This window comes from Micromonospora sp. NPDC001898 (assembly GCF_042891255.1).
Classification (GTDB): Bacteria; Actinomycetota; Actinomycetes; order Mycobacteriales; family Micromonosporaceae; genus Micromonospora.
Genome location: NZ_JBIATC010000008.1, coordinates 160,606 through 177,136 on the forward strand (window position 1 = coordinate 160,606; position 16,531 = coordinate 177,136).

Annotated in this window: 15 protein-coding genes; 1 reads left to right on the forward strand and 14 read right to left on the reverse strand. The window is 72.8% G+C overall.

Annotated elements, in window-relative coordinates; all coding sequences use genetic code 11:
- Positions 1–145 precede the first annotated feature (145 nt).
- From ACFYZF_RS19430 to ACFYZF_RS19460, 7 genes are all read right to left on the reverse strand, one after another.
- Entirely contained in the window at positions 146–1,333 is a 1,188-nt protein-coding gene (locus ACFYZF_RS19430) for an LCP family protein (protein WP_387022542.1), read from the reverse strand.
- 226 nt (positions 1,334–1,559) lie between these two features.
- Positions 1,560–2,783 (reverse strand): LCP family protein, encoded by a 1,224-nt coding sequence (locus tag ACFYZF_RS19435; protein WP_387022545.1) that lies wholly within the window; start codon positions 2,781–2,783, stop codon positions 1,560–1,562.
- 77 nt (positions 2,784–2,860) lie between these two features.
- On the reverse strand, positions 2,861–3,838 hold the full coding sequence (locus ACFYZF_RS19440; protein WP_387022548.1) for an NAD-dependent epimerase/dehydratase family protein: 978 nt from the start codon (positions 3,836–3,838) through the stop codon (positions 2,861–2,863).
- Between the two features lie 102 nt (positions 3,839–3,940).
- Positions 3,941–5,614, reverse strand: a complete 1,674-nt coding sequence (locus ACFYZF_RS19445; protein WP_387022551.1) for a cation acetate symporter — start codon at positions 5,612–5,614, stop codon at positions 3,941–3,943.
- On the reverse strand, positions 5,592–5,996 hold the full coding sequence (locus ACFYZF_RS19450; RefSeq protein WP_387022554.1) for a DUF485 domain-containing protein: 405 nt from the start codon (positions 5,994–5,996) through the stop codon (positions 5,592–5,594). The genes ACFYZF_RS19445 and ACFYZF_RS19450 overlap by 23 nt, the downstream gene beginning before the upstream one ends.
- A gap of 233 nt (positions 5,997–6,229) precedes the next feature.
- Complete coding sequence (locus ACFYZF_RS19455; RefSeq protein WP_387022791.1) at positions 6,230–6,829, reverse strand: flavin reductase family protein; 600 nt, start codon at positions 6,827–6,829, stop codon at positions 6,230–6,232.
- Positions 6,830–6,939: 110 nt separating this feature from the next.
- The gene (locus ACFYZF_RS19460) at positions 6,940–7,434 is read right to left on the reverse strand and encodes an SRPBCC family protein (protein ID WP_387022556.1); all 495 of its coding nucleotides are present in this window, start codon (positions 7,432–7,434) and stop codon (positions 6,940–6,942) included.
- 125 nt (positions 7,435–7,559) lie between these two features.
- On the opposite strand from ACFYZF_RS19460, the gene ACFYZF_RS19465 reads away from it, so the two are divergent.
- The gene (locus ACFYZF_RS19465; RefSeq protein WP_387022559.1) at positions 7,560–7,814 is read left to right on the forward strand and encodes a hypothetical protein; all 255 of its coding nucleotides are present in this window, start codon (positions 7,560–7,562) and stop codon (positions 7,812–7,814) included.
- 99 nt (positions 7,815–7,913) lie between these two features.
- Here ACFYZF_RS19465 and ACFYZF_RS19470 read toward each other — a convergent pair whose 3' ends face one another.
- The 7 genes from ACFYZF_RS19470 to ACFYZF_RS19500 form a co-directional block, all read right to left on the reverse strand.
- Positions 7,914–9,602 (reverse strand): ABC transporter permease, encoded by a 1,689-nt coding sequence (locus ACFYZF_RS19470; RefSeq protein WP_387022562.1) that lies wholly within the window; start codon positions 9,600–9,602, stop codon positions 7,914–7,916.
- Entirely contained in the window at positions 9,587–10,351 is a 765-nt protein-coding gene (locus ACFYZF_RS19475) for an ABC transporter ATP-binding protein (protein WP_387022565.1), read from the reverse strand. The genes ACFYZF_RS19470 and ACFYZF_RS19475 overlap by 16 nt, the downstream gene beginning before the upstream one ends.
- 129 nt (positions 10,352–10,480) lie before the next feature.
- A complete protein-coding gene (locus ACFYZF_RS19480) occupies positions 10,481–12,139 on the reverse strand; it encodes a cation acetate symporter (RefSeq protein WP_387022567.1) in 1,659 nt (552 codons plus the stop codon).
- A 1-nt stretch (position 12,140) separates the two neighbouring features.
- The gene (locus ACFYZF_RS19485; protein ID WP_387022793.1) at positions 12,141–12,518 is read right to left on the reverse strand and encodes a DUF485 domain-containing protein; all 378 of its coding nucleotides are present in this window, start codon (positions 12,516–12,518) and stop codon (positions 12,141–12,143) included.
- Between the two features lie 232 nt (positions 12,519–12,750).
- Positions 12,751–14,619: a DUF4153 domain-containing protein gene (locus ACFYZF_RS19490; protein WP_387022570.1), complete on the reverse strand. Its 1,869-nt coding sequence runs from the start codon at positions 14,617–14,619 to the stop codon at positions 12,751–12,753.
- 126 nt (positions 14,620–14,745) lie between these two features.
- Entirely contained in the window at positions 14,746–15,804 is a 1,059-nt protein-coding gene (locus tag ACFYZF_RS19495) for a sensor histidine kinase (protein ID WP_387022573.1), read from the reverse strand.
- Positions 15,801–16,478 carry a response regulator transcription factor gene (locus tag ACFYZF_RS19500; protein ID WP_387022576.1) on the reverse strand — a complete coding sequence of 226 codons (678 nt, stop codon included), beginning with the start codon at positions 16,476–16,478 and terminating at the stop codon, positions 15,801–15,803. The genes ACFYZF_RS19495 and ACFYZF_RS19500 overlap by 4 nt, the downstream gene beginning before the upstream one ends.
- Positions 16,479–16,531 lie beyond the last annotated feature (53 nt).

Consider the following 16,531-nt stretch of genomic DNA (forward strand, 5'->3'; position numbering starts at 1 on the left):
CCCCTGACCTGGTCGTGACGCCCCCTGTCGCCGAACGTGAAACCTCCTCACGTCAGGCTATGGGGGCGGCCGGGCCGACGGGCGGCTTTCGCGCAGGCCCGGACGGCTTACCCGCAGGTGGGACGGCTAACTGCGGACCGGACGGCTACTTACGGGTCGACAGCACGCCCGGGTTGGCGTACACGAACTCGGCGAGCTTGTCGTTCTTGATCGCCTGGAACATCTGAAGGGTCTGCGGGCTGAGCGTCTCCTTCGAGCCGTCGGCGGTGGGGTGGAACTCCCCGCCGTTGGTGCGCAGCATCGTCAGGTCGTTGCCGGTGACCCCGCGCATCGTGAAGATCATGTCGATCATCGGCACCCCGCCGGTGTCCAGCACGAGGGCCCCACCGGCCGCCTTCATCAGCGCGTTGAGCTTCACCGGGTTGGTCAGCGTGCCGTCCTCGGTCGCCTTCCTCGCCATCGCCTTGATCAGCTGCTGCTGGTTCTGCTGGCGGTCGTAGTCGCCGCCGTCCAGGCCCTTGCGCTGCCGGGAGTAGTCCAGCGCCGCCCAGCCCTCCATCTCCCGGCAGCCCTTCTTGTGCACCACCTGGGTCATCGGCTTGCCGGTCTTCTTGGCGTCCGCGTTCCACATCGGCTTGCCGTCGACGTACGACATGTGCAACGACTTGACCTCCTGGGAGACGCAGATCCGCACGCTGCCGAGGGTGTCGATGATCTTCTTGAAGCCGCCGAAGTTGATGATCGACGCGCCGTCGAAGCTGATCCCGGTCATCTTCTTGATCGTCTTAGCCATGAGCTGGGCGCCGCCCTCCCAGCCGGCCCCGTTCTGGGCGCCGTACTGGAACGCGGCGTTGATCTTTGTGACGCCGTGGCCCGGGATCTCCGCCTCGGTGTCGCGCGGGATGGAGATCATGTACGCCTGGTCGTGCGAGGCGGGGATGTGCAGCACGATGATGCTGTCCGCCCGGACGTCGTCGGCGGCCCAGCGCTCGCGGGCGTCCACGCCGAGCAGCAGCATGTCGATCGGGCCGTCCAGGCTCGCGCCGCCCTCGGCGTCGGACTTGCCGGCGTCGCCGAGCAGGTTGCCCTGGGCGATGTTGCCAGTGGCCTGGCCGATCAGCGCCTTGCTGCCAACGATGGCGATGCCGCTGGTCAGCATCAGCACCGCGCCGAAGACCACGGTGAGACGCGCCCAGAGGGGGTCCTTGTGGCGGCGCTTCTTGGCGGGGCCACGGCTGGGGCGCTTGCTGCCGCGGCGGGGCTGCGACGTGACCCGTGCGGCCGCGCCGACGGGCTCCAGCGGCGGGGGGCGACGGCTGGCTTGAACCGGCATGCGTGCTCCAGCTCGCGTTTTCGGGGGGCGGGGGAGGGACCACTGTACGTACCGCTTCCCGTCAAGGCGAGTTCGTCACGCGATTATTTGCCGTTCTCCCAGCCGTCGCCTAGGGGAATTGCCCGAACGTCCAGATCGACGCAACCGGTCGGCGGTCACCCTCCCGGGGGAGGGGGTTCGACCGCCGACCGGCGATGACGTCCGTCGAAGTAACGGGTGCCGTGTGTTAGTTCCCGTTACCGGTGCCGCCGGCCGGCTGGTTGGTCTTCACCCAGTCGGCCATCGTGTCCGCCGTCATGGCCTTGTACATCCCCAGGGCCTTCTCCCGGTCGGAGACCACCACCGACTCACCGTTGATCGTGTCGCTGCCCGAGTTCGGGCTGGTGACGAAGATCAGGTTTTCCCCGCGCAGGCTGCGGAACTGCAATGCCATGTCGACCAGCGAGAATCCCTGGTCCACCGTGACCGCGTCGGTCACCGACTGGAGGAAAGCGTTCAGCTTCTTCGGCTTGGTCAGCGTCCCCGTGCTGGCCGCCTTGTCCATCAGCGCCTTCAGGAACTCCTGCTGGTGGCGCATCCGCGCGAAGTCGCCGTCGGGGAACTGCTTGCGCTGCCGGATCCAGTCCAGCGCCTCGGCGCCGGTCATGTGCATGGTGCCCTTGGTGAACTTCCGGAACGGCTTGTGGATCGACGTGACCGACCGCTCCACCTTCAGGTCGACCCCGCCGAGGGCGTCGGTGACCTGCTTGAAGCCGGCGAAGTCGATCGCCAGCACGTGGTCGATCCGCACGTCGGTGAAGCACTCCACCGTCTTCACGGCCAGCGGCAGGCCGCCGAACGCGAACGCCGCGTTGATCTTTCCCCGCTGGCCCGTGCCGCACTCCGACTGGGCGTTCTCGGGGATCGGCACGTACAGGTCGCGGGGGACGGAGACCAGGTAGGCGGACTTGTGGTCGGCCGGGATGTGCATGACGATGATCGTGTCCGCCCGCCACTGGCTCTGCTGGTCCACCGGGGCGTCCGGGTCCCGCGAGTCGCTGCCGACCAGCAGGATGTTCAGCGCGCCGTTCACCGCCTTGGCCGGGCGACCGCCCGTCAGCTCGGAGAACGGGTCGGTGCGGGCCAGGTCGTCGTTGAGGTTGCTGGTGTAGAGCCAGGCGCCCGCCCCGCCGAGCAGCGCGAGCACCAGCACCGCCACGCCGGCCACCAGGCCGATCCGGCGCCACTGTGGCCCCTGCCCGCCCGGCCGCCTCGGCCCGCCGGGACCGGTGGGCCCGCCCGGGCCGCCGAAGCCGCCGCCCGGTGACCGGTCGCCGGGCGAGGGGTGCGGCTGGGCGTCGGACACGCGGGCGCGTCCCGGGGAGCCCTGGCCGGGGCCGGGGACCGAGGCGCGTCCGGCGCTGCGACTCAGGTGCGGTAGCGGGACGCCGGCGGGAGTGGTCGCTGACATGTACCCGAGGGTACGTAGCCCCGTCGAGTGTCGCGCCGAAGCACAGCTCGCCCGGCGGGGCGTGGCCCGTCGGGCGGTTACCCTAGCCGCTCGCGGAAGTGCTCGATGGTGCGTCGGAGGCCGTCCTCGGGCGCCACCGACGGCTCGTATCCGAGCAGTTCACGGGCGAGGGTGAGGTCCGGCCGGCGCATCTCCGGGTCGTCGGCGGCCCGGGTGACGTACGTCACCTGCGACTCGCTTCCGGAGAGCGACACGATCAACTCGGCGAGTTGCCGCATCGTCAGCTCGTGCTCGGTGCCGCAGTTGACCGGGCCGGTCTCGGTCGAGTCGAGCAGCAGCAGGATGCCGCGCACCAGGTCCTCGACGTAGCAGATCGACCGGGTCTGGTTGCCCGTACCGTGCACCGTGATCGGCTCGCCGCGCAGCGCCTGCGAGATGAACGTCGGGATGGCCCGGCCGTCGTCCGGCCGCATCCGCGGGCCGTACGTGTTGAAGATCCGCACGATTGCGGCGTCCAGCCCCCGGTACCGGTGGTACGCCATCGTGGCCGCCTCGGAGAACCGCTTCGCCTCGTCGTAGACGCTGCGCACGCCGATCGGGTTGACGTTGCCCCAGTACGTCTCGCGCTGCGGGTGCTCCTTCGGGTCCCCGTACGCCTCGGAGGTGGAGGCCATCAGGAACCGGGCCCCGTCGGCGACCGCGCGGTCCAGCAGGTGCAGGGTGCCCACCGAGCCGACCCGGAGGATCTCCACCGGAAGGGTGGCGAAGTCCGTGGGGCTGGCCGGGGAGGCCATGTGCAGGATCGCGTCGAACCGCTCGGCCAGCGCCGGGTGGTGGGTCGGCAGCCCGTCGGAGATGTCCGCCTCGACCAGCGTGAAGGTCGGCTTCTCCAGCAGGTGGGCGACGTTGTCCTTGGAGCCGGTGACGAAGTTGTCCAGCACCACCACTGTGCAGCCGCGGGTGACGAGGGAGTCCACCAGGTGCGACGGCACGAAGCCGGCGCCGCCGGTGACGAGGACACGGTGACCGGGGCCGAAGCGCGGAGCGACCTTCATAGGGCCAGCCTACAGAGGTGAGAAGGGGCCCCCTGCCAACGCCTCGGGCGTGGCGGGGGCCCCCTCGACAGCTCGGCGGGTGCGGTGCCGAGCGGGTCCGACTCAGTGCGCGCCGGCGCCGGTGAGTGCCCGCACCTCCAGTTCCGCGTACTTCTCCTCGTCGTGCTCCTTCGAGATCACGGTGCCGATCCATCCGCACAGGAAGCCGAACGGGATGGAGAGGATGCCCGGGTTGGACAGCGGGAACCAGTGCCAGTCGTGGCCCGGGAACATCGAGGTCGGTGCCCCGGACACCACCGGCGAGAAGAACACCAGCAGCACTGCGGCGAGCAGGCCGCCGTAGATCGACCAGACCGCGCCGGAGGTGTTGAACCGCCTCCAGAACAGGCTGTAGAGGATCGCGGGCAGGTTGCCCGAGGCGGCCACCGCGAACGCCAGTGCCACCAGGAAGGCCACGTTCAGGCTCTGCGCGTAAATCGACAGGGCGATCGACACCGCGCCGATGACCAGGGCCGAGAGCCGGGCCACCCGGACCTCCTGGCGTTCCGACGCCTGCCCCTTCTTGACCACGTTGGCGTAGAAGTCGTGCGCGAGGCTGGACGACGAGGCCAGGGTGAGCCCGGCGACCACCGCCAGGATGGTGGCGAAGGCGACCGCCGCGATGATCGCCAGCAGGGTCGCCCCGCCGAGGTCGCCGCCGAAGAACTCCTTGCCCAGGGCCTCGGCGAGCTGCGGCGCGGCGGTGTTGCCGGCCTTGTCCTGAGCGACGATGTCCTTGCCGCCGACCAGTGCCGCCGCGCCGAAGCCCAGGGCGAGGGTGAGCAGGTAGAACGCGCCGATGATGCCGATGGCCCAGAGCACGCTCTTGCGGGCCGCCTTCGCGGTCGGCACGGTGTAGAAGCGGATCAGGATGTGTGGCAGGCCGGCCGTGCCGAGCACCAGCGCGATGCCGAGCGAGAGCAGGTCGACCTTGTTGTAGAACGTCTGCGTCGCGTTGCCGGCCACCTCGACGCCGTACCGCAGGCCCGGTTCCAGGAAGGCGCTGCCCTTGCCGGAGGACGCGGCGGCGTCGCCGAGCAGCGTCGACAGGTTGAAGTTGTACTTCGCCAGCACCAGCAGGGTCATCACGAGCGCGCCGGTCATCAGCAGGAACGCCTTGACGATCTGGACGTACGTGGTGCCCTTCATGCCGCCCACGGTGACGTAGATGATCATCAGGGCGCCGACCATGACGATCGTGGCGATCTTGGCGGTGTCGGCGTCCATGCCGAGGAACGTGGTGCCGGGCTTGATGCCGAGCAGCAGCGCCACCAGCGCGCCCGCGCCGACCATCTGGGCCAGCAGGTAGAAGATCGACACGGTGATCGTGGAGACCGCCGCCGCCGTCCGGACCGGGCGCTGCCGCATCCGGAACGCCAGCACGTCCGCCATCGTGTACCGGCCCGAGTTGCGCAGCAGTTCGGCGACGAGCAGCAGCGCCACCAGCCAGGCGACCAGGAAGCCGATCGAGTACAGGAAGCCGTCGTAGCCGTAGAGGGCGATGATGCCGGCGATGCCGAGGAAGGACGCCGCCGACATGTAGTCGCCGCCGATCGCCATGCCGTTCTGGAAGCCGGAGAAGGACCGGCCACCGGCGTAGAAGTCGGTGGCCGTCTTGGTCTGCCGGCTCGCCCAGACGGTGATGGCGAGGGTGATCGCCACGAAGACCAGGAACAGGGTGATGGTCAGGTTGCGGGCGGTGCCGCTGCCCGCCTCAGCCGCGAGGACCGTGTTCATGCCTCACCTCCCCGATCTCGTTGCGGATCCGGTCGGCGACGGGGTCGAGCCGCCGGTCGGCGAACCGGGAGTAGAGCCAGGCGATGAGGAACGTCGAGACGAACTGGAGCAGCCCGAAGACCAGGGCCACGTTGATGTGGCTGCCGAACAGCCGCGTGCCCATGAAGTCCCGTGCGTACGCGGACAGGATCACGTAGAGCGCGTACCAGAGGAAGAACGCGACGGTCATCGGGAAGACGAAGCCGCGCAGCGCGCGACGCAACCCGACGAACTCGTCCGACCGCTGCACGGCGAGATACCGGTCAGCGGCGGACGCGGCCGAGGTCGCCGTCCCCGGCGCGGCCGGCGACGGCGCGTCCGGCGCGGGTGTGTCCGTGGACATCTGTGGATCACCACCTTCACAGGCGTGGGGAGTTTTCCGCACGGTAGGAACCGCGCTCCTCACCTGGGAAGACGTGGATCGACCCCGGTCGCTCACTGCGCCGAACGGTCGCCTGCCTGCGCCGAGTGACGCACGTCACTCCGGTGACCGGTGGTCGGTCGGTTGGCCGGTGGCCGACCCCACGCGGCGGAGTAGCGACCTCCCCGCCCGCGTCGCCGACACGGCCCTGCCGCTCAGGTCAGCTCGTGGTACCGGCCCCGGTAGTGCAGGAGTGGGGTGGTCTCCTCGGTCAGGGCGACGGCCTCGATGGTGGCCTCGACCAGCAGCGCCCAGCCGTACTCGCGGGCGGTGTCGAGCCGGCAACCGGTCCAGCCGCCGGCGTCGGCGGGGACCGGGCCGTACTCCGTGTCGACCCAGCCGCCGGTGGCGAAGAGGCCGCCCGGCGACGGGAACAGGCCGGCGAACCGGTCGGCGAGCTGCCGGTGCGCCGGGCCCAGCGGCGCGACCGCGAACCGTCCCGCCTCCTCGACCGCCGCCCACAGGTCCGACTCCGGGTCGACCAGGCCGAGCAGCCGGTCCGGCTCGCCCTCGGCGACCAGCGTGGACGACACCGTCAGGCCGGCCGGGCCGGGCGCGGTCCAGAGCGTCACCGGAGCCGCGAGGCGGCCCCGCAGGCGACGGGCCGGGGACTTCTGCCCGGAGGGTACGGCGAACGGATCGGTGTGGTGGATCTCGGCACCCGGCTGATGATTCACGTGAAACATTGTGCCGCCCCTGGCGCGCGCCCAACCCAGGAACCGTCCCGCAGGCCGACCGGGCGCGCGTGGCCGCAGAGCTGCGCGAGCTGGCCAGGGGGCGAGGTCCGGGCACTCGTGATCGTCTGCTGAGAACGGAGTACGACAGGCCGTGCGCGGCTCATTTTTCGACAGACGATCAAGGAAACTCACTCGTCGGTGGTGAGGGAGCGGCGGGCGGCGGCCAGGACCTCCGGGTCGGTGCAGCCGGTCGCGTACCCGGCGATCCGGCGGCGGATGTCCCGGCCCAGCAGCCACACCCCGACCCGGTCGGCGACCGGGCGCAGGAATGCCGGCCGGCAGCGGAAGCTGTACCGCCAGGTGGCGACCGCCGTGCCCGGCTCCGGGCCGGGCGCGAACCGCCACCCGCCCGCGAACATCTCGAAGAACCACGGGCCCCGGACCATCTTCATCCCGACGTGGCTCGGCGGTGCGAAGGAGACGTACTCGCTGACCATGATCAGGCCGTGGCGGGACCGGGTGAAGGTGCGCACGCCCTTGCCGGGGCGGGTGGCCCCGTCGGTGAAGTGCTGCTCGCGGACGAACGGGTCCCAGCGGTAGCGCACCGGCGCGACGGTCTGCGACACCGCGAAGGCCAGCTCGGGCGGCACCGGAACGATGATCACCGACTCGACGACGGGCATCGGCCCATTGTGCCGCCGCCCGCCAAGCTCGGCGAGTCCGCTGCCGGCCGGCCCCACCATCTGCCGGCCGGCCCCCACCATGAGGACGGCCGGCGGCGGGTGCGCGGGGGCCCTATCGTGCCGGCATGGCCCCCATGACTCCGCAGAAGCTCGCCCAGACCCGCATCGTCGACGTCGACGCACTGGCCCGCAACGAGGTGGACCTGCGGGCGTACCCGCACCGGCACCTCGCCCTGCTCGCCCGCCCCGGCATGACGAACAGCGGCGTCACCCGGCTGATGGAGGGCGTCGAGTACCTGTCCCAGTTCGGGTGGGAGCTGGTCAACATCACCGACCTCAGCCGCAACCAGTTCCTCTACGCCTTCCTGCGTCGCCGCTGACCCGTGTGCCCGCGTCGTCGCTGACCCGTGTGCCCGCGCCGCCGCTGACCCGCGTGCCCGCGTCGTCGTTGCCCGGTGCCGCCGGGCGGGGACGGGCCGTCAGCGGCGAGGGGTGACGGCCGTCAGCAGCTCCGGGGCCCGCCGGTCGAGCAGGTCCCCGGCCAGGTACGTCCCGAGCAGCGCCGCGCCCAGCCCGTACGCGAGGCCCAGCGGCAGGGCCAGCCAGAGCCAGACGTCGCCGAGCAGCGCTGCCGCGACCACCATCGGCACCGCGGCGACCGCCGAGCCGATCATCGACAGCAGGGTGAGGAGGCCCTTCGCCAACCCGGCCCCGCTGTTCATCGCGAACGGGTTGCTCGTCTCCGGCAGCGAGTACGCCCCCAGCACCGAGATGAGCGCGTTGATCGCCAGCCCCACCCCGTACGAGGCGAGCAGGGTGCCGGCCAGCAGGCCCAGCCACGCCGGCCGGCCCAGCACCACCGCCAGCACAACTGCGACGACGGCCAGGATCGGCAGCACGTACACCGAGAACGCCGCTGCCCGGGCGCGCAGCTCCAGCCGGCCCGGCACCCCGGCGACGACGTTCGCCGCGTACGCGCTGCCGTCGAAGCCGAACTGGTTGGCCAGGGTGACCGAGGCGAGCACCCCGACGAAGATCACCGAGAGGCTGGCCAGCACCGGGGAGGAGTTCGGGGCGGCGAACTCCATCCCGCTCTCCGTCGAGAAGCTCGTCCCGCCGAAGTTGACCATCACCGGCACGAAGATCCCGATCACCGCGATCGTGATCAGGTTGGCCCGCCGCCGGGCGTCCCGCCACCAGTAGCGGCACTCCCGCGCGACCAGCGCGCCGAACCGGTCCCGCCGGGCCCAGCCGAGAGCCCGGGGGAAGAGCTGTGCCACCGCGCCGCCGACCGGGCCGCCGCGGGCCTTCGTCGTGCCCCCGCCGGCCGCCCCCACCATCGCCGACTCCAGCGACCGGGACCACCACCACAGCAGCGCCCCGATGGCCGCCGCGGTGATCAGCAGCTTCAGCGGGGCCGCCCATGCCCGCCCCTCGGCCACGTCGATGCCGACCGTCCACGGGGCGCCGAACGGGGTCCAGCCGACGATGCGGGCCACCCCGGCCAGCCGGTCCCAGTCGGCCTGCCGCACGGCGGCCAACACCACGAGCTGCAACGGGCCCAGCAGCGCGGCGAGCACCGCGAGCAGCACGGCCGCCAGGTCACGTACCCTCCGCGACCGCAGCATCGTGGCGAACGCGCTGGTCACCGCCCGGCTCGCGGCGACGCAGAGGACCACCCCGGCGGCCACCCCGACGGCCCCGACCAGCGCCGCCGCCCACCCGCCCAGCATGCCGGCGGTGAGCACCAGCCCGAGGGTCGCGATCAGCACCGCCACCGTCGGGACGCTGACCAGCGCGGCGGCGAGCAGCCCGGTGACCAGGGTGCGCCGGGTCAGCGGCAGCAGGGCGAACCGGGCCGGGTCGAGCGTCTCGTCCACGCCGAAGAAGACCAGCGGCAGCAGCAGCCAGCCGAGCACCAGCAGGCCCCCGCCGAACGCGGCGACCATCAGCGCGTACTTCGGCTCGCCGGCCAGCCCGGGCGCGGCCAGCAGAAAGAACCCGGTGGCGGCGAACCAGAGCCCGGCGACCACGCCGCCCACGAACATGGCGATCCGCCAGCCCTGGCCACGGAAGTTGTTGCCCATCACCCGCAGCTTGAGCCGCACGAAGTGCCGGGCCGAGACCGGTCGGGCCCGCTCGGCGGGCGCGGTCACCGCGACAGCCACGCCAGCTCCTCGCCCGTCGCGGTGCGCCCGCCGACCACCTCGACGAACACGTCCTCCAGCGAGCGGTCGCCGCGCACCTGGTCGAGGGTGCCGAGCTGCTTGATCGTCCCCTCGGCGAGGATCGCCACGTGTGAGCAGAGCCGCTCCACGACCTCCATCACGTGACTGGAGAAGACCACCGTCCCGCCGCCGACGACGTACCGGTGCAGGATGTCCCGGATCAGCGCCGCGGACACCGGGTCGACCGCCTCGAACGGCTCGTCGAGCACCAGCAGCCGGGGCCCGTGCAGCAGCGCGCAGGCCAGGCCGATCTTCTTCTTCATGCCGGCGGAGTAGTCCACCACCAGGGTCCGGCCGGCGTCGCCGAGGGCGAGCACGTCGAGCAGCTCCGCCGCCCGCTGGTCGACCACCGCCGGGTCCATGCCGCGCAGCAGACCGTGGTACGCCAGCAGCTCCGCCCCGCTGAGCCGGTCGAACAGCCGCACACCGTCCGGCATCACACCGAGGAGCTGCTTCGCCCGGACCGGGTCGGCCCACACGTCGTGCCCGAGCACCCACGCGCCGCCCGCATCCGGGCGGAGCAGCCCGACCGCCATGGACAGGGTGGTGGTCTTGCCGGCGCCGTTCGGGCCGAGCAGCCCGTAGAACGAGCCGGCCGGGACGTCGAGGTCGACGTGGGCCACCGCCACCTTGCCGTCGAACCGCTTGGCGAGGCCACGCAGCGCGAGCGCGGGGTGCTCATCAGTCATGGTCCGACCGTATCCGGCCGGGACGAGTGATCGCTCCCGCCACGGGACGAGCCTGGCCTCCTCCTGTGGCAGGAGGCGGGTCCGGCGCACGGCTGACCGGGCCGGCCAGGGGAAACACGCCCCCGGACGTCAGGAAGAGGACCTTCCCTCGGCGCGGAGCGCCTCGGGGGAGTGCAGGCGGAGCATGGTGCCGGCGAGGTCGGCGGGGAGCCGGCGACGGGTCGCCGTCGACACCGCGACCATGACCGTGAAGGCGAGCGGGACGGTCCAGGCGGCCGGCTGCGTGGTGAGCGTGGCCGGCCAGCCGGACAGCGGCGGCCCGAGCACCGTCAGCAGCACCGCCCCGACGGCCGCACCGCCGCCCACCAGCACCCCGGCGGCGGCGCCCACGTCGGTCAGGCCGCGCCACCAGATGCCCAGCACCAGCAGCGGGCAGAAGCTGGACGCGGCGACCGCGAAGGCCAGCCCCACCACCTGGGAGACGTCCAACCCCGAGACGTTCAGCGCGAGCACCGTCGGCACCCCGCCCGCGATCACCGTGGCCAGCCGGAAGCCGCGTACCGAGCCGCGCCCCAGCACGTCCGTGGAGATCACCCCGGCCACGCTGGTGAGCAGCCCGGACGAGGTGGACAGGAACGCGGCGAACGCCCCGGCGGCGACCAGCGCGGCGAGCAGCCGGCCGGTCGTGCCGTCCCCGAGCGCCGCCCCGGGCAGCAGCACCACCACCGCGTCGGTCTGCCCGGTGACCAGCAGTTGCGGGGTGTAGATCCGGCCCAGCACCCCGTACAGGGTGGGCAGCAGGTAGAACACGCCCACCAGGGCCAGCACCACCAGGGTCGTGCGTCGGGCCGCCGCGCCGTCCGGGTTGGTGTAGAACCGGACGAGCACGTGCGGCAGCCCCATGGTGCCCAGGAACGTGGCCAGGATCAGCGAGTACGTGGCGAACAGCCCCCGGTCATCGTCCCCGGCGGTGTCCGGCAGCAGCCAGTCGGCGGCTTCGGTGGCCGTGCCGGAGACCTGCGGCACCGGGTCGCCGGCCGCGAAGTCGAGACGGTCGCCGGGGCGTACCTCCCGGGCGTCGCCGTCGGGGAAGGTGAGGGTCGCCCGGTGCTCGACCACGACGGTGGTCGCGGTCCGGAACGCCGGCCCGTCGGGCGGGGTCACCGCCGGTCGGGCGTCGGCCTGCCACTGCAACACCAGGAAGATCGCGGGTACGGCGAGCGCGGTGAGCTTCAGCCAGTACTGGAACGCCTGGACGAAGGTGATCGCCCGCATCCCGCCCAGCGCGACGTTCGCGGTGACCACCACCGCCACCAGCACCGCCCCGACCGGGTACGCCGCGCCGGTCAGCGTGGCCAGGGTCAGCCCCGCCCCCTGGAGCTGCGGCACCAGGTACAGCCAGCCGATGAAGATCACGAACACGGTGGCCAGGGTGCGCAGCCGGCGCGAGCCGAGCCGCAGCTCGCAGAAGTCCGGCAGGGTGAACGCGCCGGACCGGCGCAGCGGCGCGGCCACGAACAGCAGCAGCGCAAGATAGCCGGCGGCGAAGCCGACCGGGTACCAGAGCACGTCCACGCCGTACTTGAGGATCAGCCCGGCCACGCCGAGGAAGCTCGCCGCCGACAGGTACTCCCCGCCGATCGCGGCGGCGTTCCAGGTCGGGCTGACCGAGCGGGAGGCGACCAGGAAGTCGGAGGTGGTGCGGGCCAGCCGCAGCCCGTAGAAGCCGATTCCGACGGTGACCAGGGTCACCGCGACGATCGCCGGGACGACGTACCCGTTGCCCATCTCAGCGCTCCGGCCGCTGGACCAGGTCGGTGAAGTCCTGCTCGTTGCGCTCCGCCAGCCGCACGTACGCCCAGCCGACCGCGATCAGGAACGGGAAGGACGCCACCCCCAGCAGCAGCCAGGGCAGGTTCACCCCGAACACGGTGACCCGGCCGACCGCCGGCGCGATGGCGAACAGCAAGGGCAGGCCGCCCAGCCCGATCAGCACCACCAGGCTCAGCCGCAGCGCCAACGCGAGCTGGGCCCGGACCAGCCCCCGGACCAGGGCCTCCCCCACCCGGGTCTGCTGGGCCAGCTCGGCCCGGGCCCGGTCCGCGTCGGGCTCCCGGCGGGACACCTCGGCCAGCACGACCCGGGTCCGGCCCGGCGCGACCGGCATCCGGCCCGAGGTCTCGGTCGGGGTGACCGGTGACCCGGCCGGGCCCGGGGCCCGGGGTGGCGGTACGGGATCGTCAGGTGCGGCCACCCCGGCAGTCTCGCCCGATCGGCGGGATTGTCAAGGGCGTTCGTGCGGACGCTCAGGGCCACGGTCTTCTCATGTCCGGCTCGTCCTCGGGGTGGCCGTCCGCCGCACGGGGCCGCTGTCCATCGGGCCGTCCGCGGCACGGGCCTCACCGCACCCGTGGCGGAAAGGTGGGGCAGCTCAGGGCCGTCGCACCTGTCGGCGACAGGTCCAGCAGGTCACGGGCCGCCGCCCGGCCCAGGTTGGCTGTCCGGACGTGGTCGACCGGCAGATCGAGGGCGATGTTCCGCAGCGCGCAGGAGCGCAGCGGCTCGGGCAGCCGGTCCAGCGCCGGCACCGCGTCGGCGGAGAGCCGGGAGGCGTACCGCACGTCGATCATTCCGGTCAGCCGGTACCGGTCGACGTTGCGCTCGGCGATCAACCGGTCCGGGTTGACGGCCGCCAACCCGAGCAGGGCGAGCACCGCCGTACCCACCACCAGCGGCGGCAGCCAGGTGGCCCGCAGGCGCACCACGGCCACGCCGACCAGGACGAACAGCACCCCGAGCCACAGCTCGACGGCGGCCACCACCAGCCGCAGCCGGGTCGCCCCGTACGCGTCGGCGTACACCTGCATCCGGTGCAGCGCCGAGACGACCACGACCAGGCTGAGCGCGGTGAGCGTGCCGAGCAGGAGCCGGAACAGGATCCGGTCGGCCCGGGTGGTCCGCGGTGCCCAGCGGGTGGCTCCGGCGATCACCAGCAGGGTGAGGGCGGCGACCGCCAGGAGCTGCCAGAAGCCGCCGCGGCCGTACTGGGCGTAGCTGAGGCCGGCGGTGCGCAGCACGTGGGCGGAGCCGCCGAACAGCACCGTGAGCTGCACCAGTACGAACGCGGCGAACAGCGCGTCGAGCAGGGCCAGCGGCACCACCCACTCCAGCCGGCGCACGGGCCGGGCCGGGGCGGCCCGCAGCCCGTCCAGGTCGGCGGGCGCCGCCAGCAGGTACGCCGCGCCGAGCAGGCCACCGCCGATCAGCGCGCAGCGGAACAGCCAGCCGAGCGTCGCGCCCACCGACACCTCGGGCAGCAGGCCCGTCACCAGGTCGGCGAAGACCGCGTCGGCCGAGGAGAAGAGCAGGCCGAAGACGAGCAGCAGCGCCACCGAGGCGGCGACGGTGGCGAGGCCGCGCCCGACCGTCGACCCGCCGGGGCCGGACCGGGGCAGCCCGCGTCCCGCCCAGGGGAGCGCCCGGAACGGGGCCGCCGGGGTGATCCAAGCGGCCGTGAGCATGCCCAGCGGCGTCCGGCCACCCGCCACGGCGAGGACGCCGGTGACCACGGCGCCGAGCAGGCAGAGCACGAAGAGCCAGCCGGCCGCCCGGACGTACCCGACCGAGACGAGCGCGATGGTGGCGACGGCCCAGACCAGCCGGTCCGGTGCCCGCCTCGGCGCCCGGCCTTCCGCCCGGTCCGGTGCCCGGCCCGGGGCCTGATCCGCCGCCCGCCCCGGCGCCCCCGTGGCGTCGGGACGGGCGGCGGACCCGGCGGCCGCCCCGGGTCGGGCGGTCCTCTCGGGGGAGACGTCGGTGCCGGCAGTCGCCTCCGGAAGGACCATCGTGCCGGGCGGTGGATCGGACGCCGGGCCGGGCGTCGAGCCGTCCGGTGCGGGGTCCCGGCGTCCCGTACCGGCCGTGACGAGCGCGGCGGTCGCGGCGAGCACCGCCACCAGCCAGCCGAGCCCGGGTCGGTCGAAGGGGACGAAGAACGCCGCCACCCCGGCGGCCACGGCCACCGCGCCGAGCACCACGGGCCGGGCCGGGCCGTGCGGCCCGGGCCACCGCCGCTCAAGAAGGGACGGCGGCCGGGGCCACACCCCTGCCTGGGGCGGCGCTCCTGCCTGGGGACGCACTCCTGGCTGCGGCGGCACCCCTGCTTGCGGCGGCCCTCCTGGCTGCGGCGTCCCGGGGGCGGCCTGCCCCCCGCCGCCCGCCACCACGACCCGCTGCCCGGTTCCGATCGCCGCTTTCCCGTCGATCATGGACTCGTGCTGAGGTACGTCTACTGATTTGTCGCTCATGTCGGGCACCGCAACTCCTTGATCGACACCGAGGGAGAGGTAAGGAGGGAGGAGAGGAGGGTCAGGGGTGCGTGGGGTGGGGGAGGGTCAGGGGTGCGTGGGGTGGGGGAGGGACACCCGGATGCAACAGCCGGGGTGGGCGCTCGGGTGGGGCAGGTCGGGGTCCAGGACGGCGATGGCACCGCCATGCAGCTCCACCACCCAGCGTGCGATCGCCAGGCCCAGCCCGGTCCCGCCGCCCCGCGACCGGTCGCCCCGGGTGAACCGCTCGAACACCCGGGAGCGCTCGTCGACCGGGATGCCCTCGCCCTCGTCGGTGACCTCGAAGTGCAGGTGGCCGCCCCGCTCCTCCGCCCCGACCAGCACCGTTCCGCCCGCCGGGCTGTGCCGGGCGGCGTTGTCCAACAGGTTGGCGAAGACCTGGTGCAGCCGCGCCGGGTCCGCGTACACGGTCAGCGGGGCCGGCAGCGGGTCGAGCCGGAAGCGGACGTCCCGCCCGACCCCGGCGGCGGTCGCCGCCGCGTGTTCCACGGCCTCGTCGAGGAAGTCGGCGACGTCGATCTGCGTCCGGCGCAGCGGCACCACCCCGGCGTCCAGCCGGGACAGGTCGAGCAGGTCGGCGACGAGGTAACTGAGCCGCTCGGTCTGGGCCAGCGCGGTGCGCAGCGCGGCGGGTTCGGTCGGGGCGACGCCGTCGACCAGGTTCTCCAGCACCCCCCGTAGCGCGGTGATCGGCGTACGCAACTCGTGCGAGACGTTCGCGATCAGCTCCCGCCGGCGCTGGTCGGCCGCGGCGAGGTCGGCGGCCATCTTGTTGAACGCCTGGGCCAACTCGCCGACCTCGTCGCGGGAGGTGGCCCGGACCCGCCGGGAGTAGTCGCCCCGCGCCATCGCACCGGCCGCCGTCGTCATCTCCCGCAGCGGGGAGGTCATCCCGTGCGCGAGCACCTGCGAGGTGATCAGGGCCAGGCCGATCGCCGTCGCCGAGGTCATCGGGGGCAGCCAGCCGATGGCGTACCAGAAGTAGGACAGGCCGGCGGCGCCCGAGGTGACCAGCAGGACGCCCAGCTTCACCTTGATCGAGCGGACCGGGTCGAGCGGCCGGGGAAGCACCCGGTTCAGCCACGTCACGAGGCGCTCGGTCACGACTGTGTCTCCAGCGCGTAGCCGACGCCGTGCACGGTGCGGATCAGGTCCGCGCCGAGCTTGCGGCGCAGTGCCTTCACGTGGCTGTCGACCGTCCGGGTGCTGCCGCCCTCCGCCCAACCCCACACGTCGGCGAGCAGTCGCTCCCGGGGCAGCACCGCGCGCGGCCGGCCGGCGAGGTGCACCAGCAGGTCGAACTCGGTGGGGGTCAGGTGCACCTCGGCGCCGTCGCGAAGCACCCGGCGCTCGGCCTGGTTGATCTCGACATCGCCTACCGTCAGCGTCGAGGGCCCGGCGGCAGCCGCCCGCTCGACCCGGCGCAGCAGCACGTGCACCCGGGCGGCCAACTCCCGCATCGAGAACGGCTTGGTGAGGTAGTCGTCCGCCCCGACGGCCAGCCCCACGAGCAGGTCGGTCTCGTCGTCGCGGGCGGTGAGCATGAGGACGGGCACCGGCCGGTCGCCCTGGATCCGCCGGCACACCTCCAGGCCGTCGAAGCCCGGCAGCATGACGTCGAGGACGACGAGATCGGGCCGCCACGTCCGGAACTGGTCCACGGCGGTGGGCCCGTCCCCGGCGATCTCCACCGTGAAGCCCTCGGCCCGCAGCCGGGTGGCGACCGACTCGGCGATCGTCCGCTCGTCCTCGACCACCAGCACCCTGCGTTCCCTCATGGGACGTGACTGTAGGCAGGGGCCGTGGAGATCGGTGGGGCGCGTTGTGAACA

Excerpts from the sequence above, each read along its gene's own strand:
- ACFYZF_RS19430 (WP_387022542.1), bottom strand. The coding sequence starts at position 1,333 with ATGCCGGTTCAAGCCAGCCGTCGCCCCCCGCCGCTGGAGCCCGTCGGC.
- ACFYZF_RS19435 (WP_387022545.1), bottom strand. The coding sequence starts at position 2,783 with ATGTCAGCGACCACTCCCGCCGGCGTCCCGCTACCGCACCTGAGTCGC.
- ACFYZF_RS19440 (WP_387022548.1), bottom strand. The coding sequence starts at position 3,838 with ATGAAGGTCGCTCCGCGCTTCGGCCCCGGTCACCGTGTCCTCGTCACC.
- ACFYZF_RS19445 (WP_387022551.1), bottom strand. The coding sequence starts at position 5,614 with ATGAACACGGTCCTCGCGGCTGAGGCGGGCAGCGGCACCGCCCGCAAC.
- ACFYZF_RS19450 (WP_387022554.1), bottom strand. The coding sequence starts at position 5,996 with ATGTCCACGGACACACCCGCGCCGGACGCGCCGTCGCCGGCCGCGCCG.
- ACFYZF_RS19460 (WP_387022556.1), bottom strand. The coding sequence starts at position 7,434 with ATGCCCGTCGTCGAGTCGGTGATCATCGTTCCGGTGCCGCCCGAGCTG.
- ACFYZF_RS19465 (WP_387022559.1), top strand. The coding sequence starts at position 7,560 with ATGGCCCCCATGACTCCGCAGAAGCTCGCCCAGACCCGCATCGTCGAC.
- ACFYZF_RS19475 (WP_387022565.1), bottom strand. The coding sequence starts at position 10,351 with ATGACTGATGAGCACCCCGCGCTCGCGCTGCGTGGCCTCGCCAAGCGG.
- ACFYZF_RS19480 (WP_387022567.1), bottom strand. The coding sequence starts at position 12,139 with ATGGGCAACGGGTACGTCGTCCCGGCGATCGTCGCGGTGACCCTGGTC.
- ACFYZF_RS19485 (WP_387022793.1), bottom strand. The coding sequence starts at position 12,518 with ATGCCGGTCGCGCCGGGCCGGACCCGGGTCGTGCTGGCCGAGGTGTCC.
- ACFYZF_RS19490 (WP_387022570.1), bottom strand. The coding sequence starts at position 14,619 with ATGATCGACGGGAAAGCGGCGATCGGAACCGGGCAGCGGGTCGTGGTG.
- ACFYZF_RS19500 (WP_387022576.1), bottom strand. The coding sequence starts at position 16,478 with ATGAGGGAACGCAGGGTGCTGGTGGTCGAGGACGAGCGGACGATCGCC.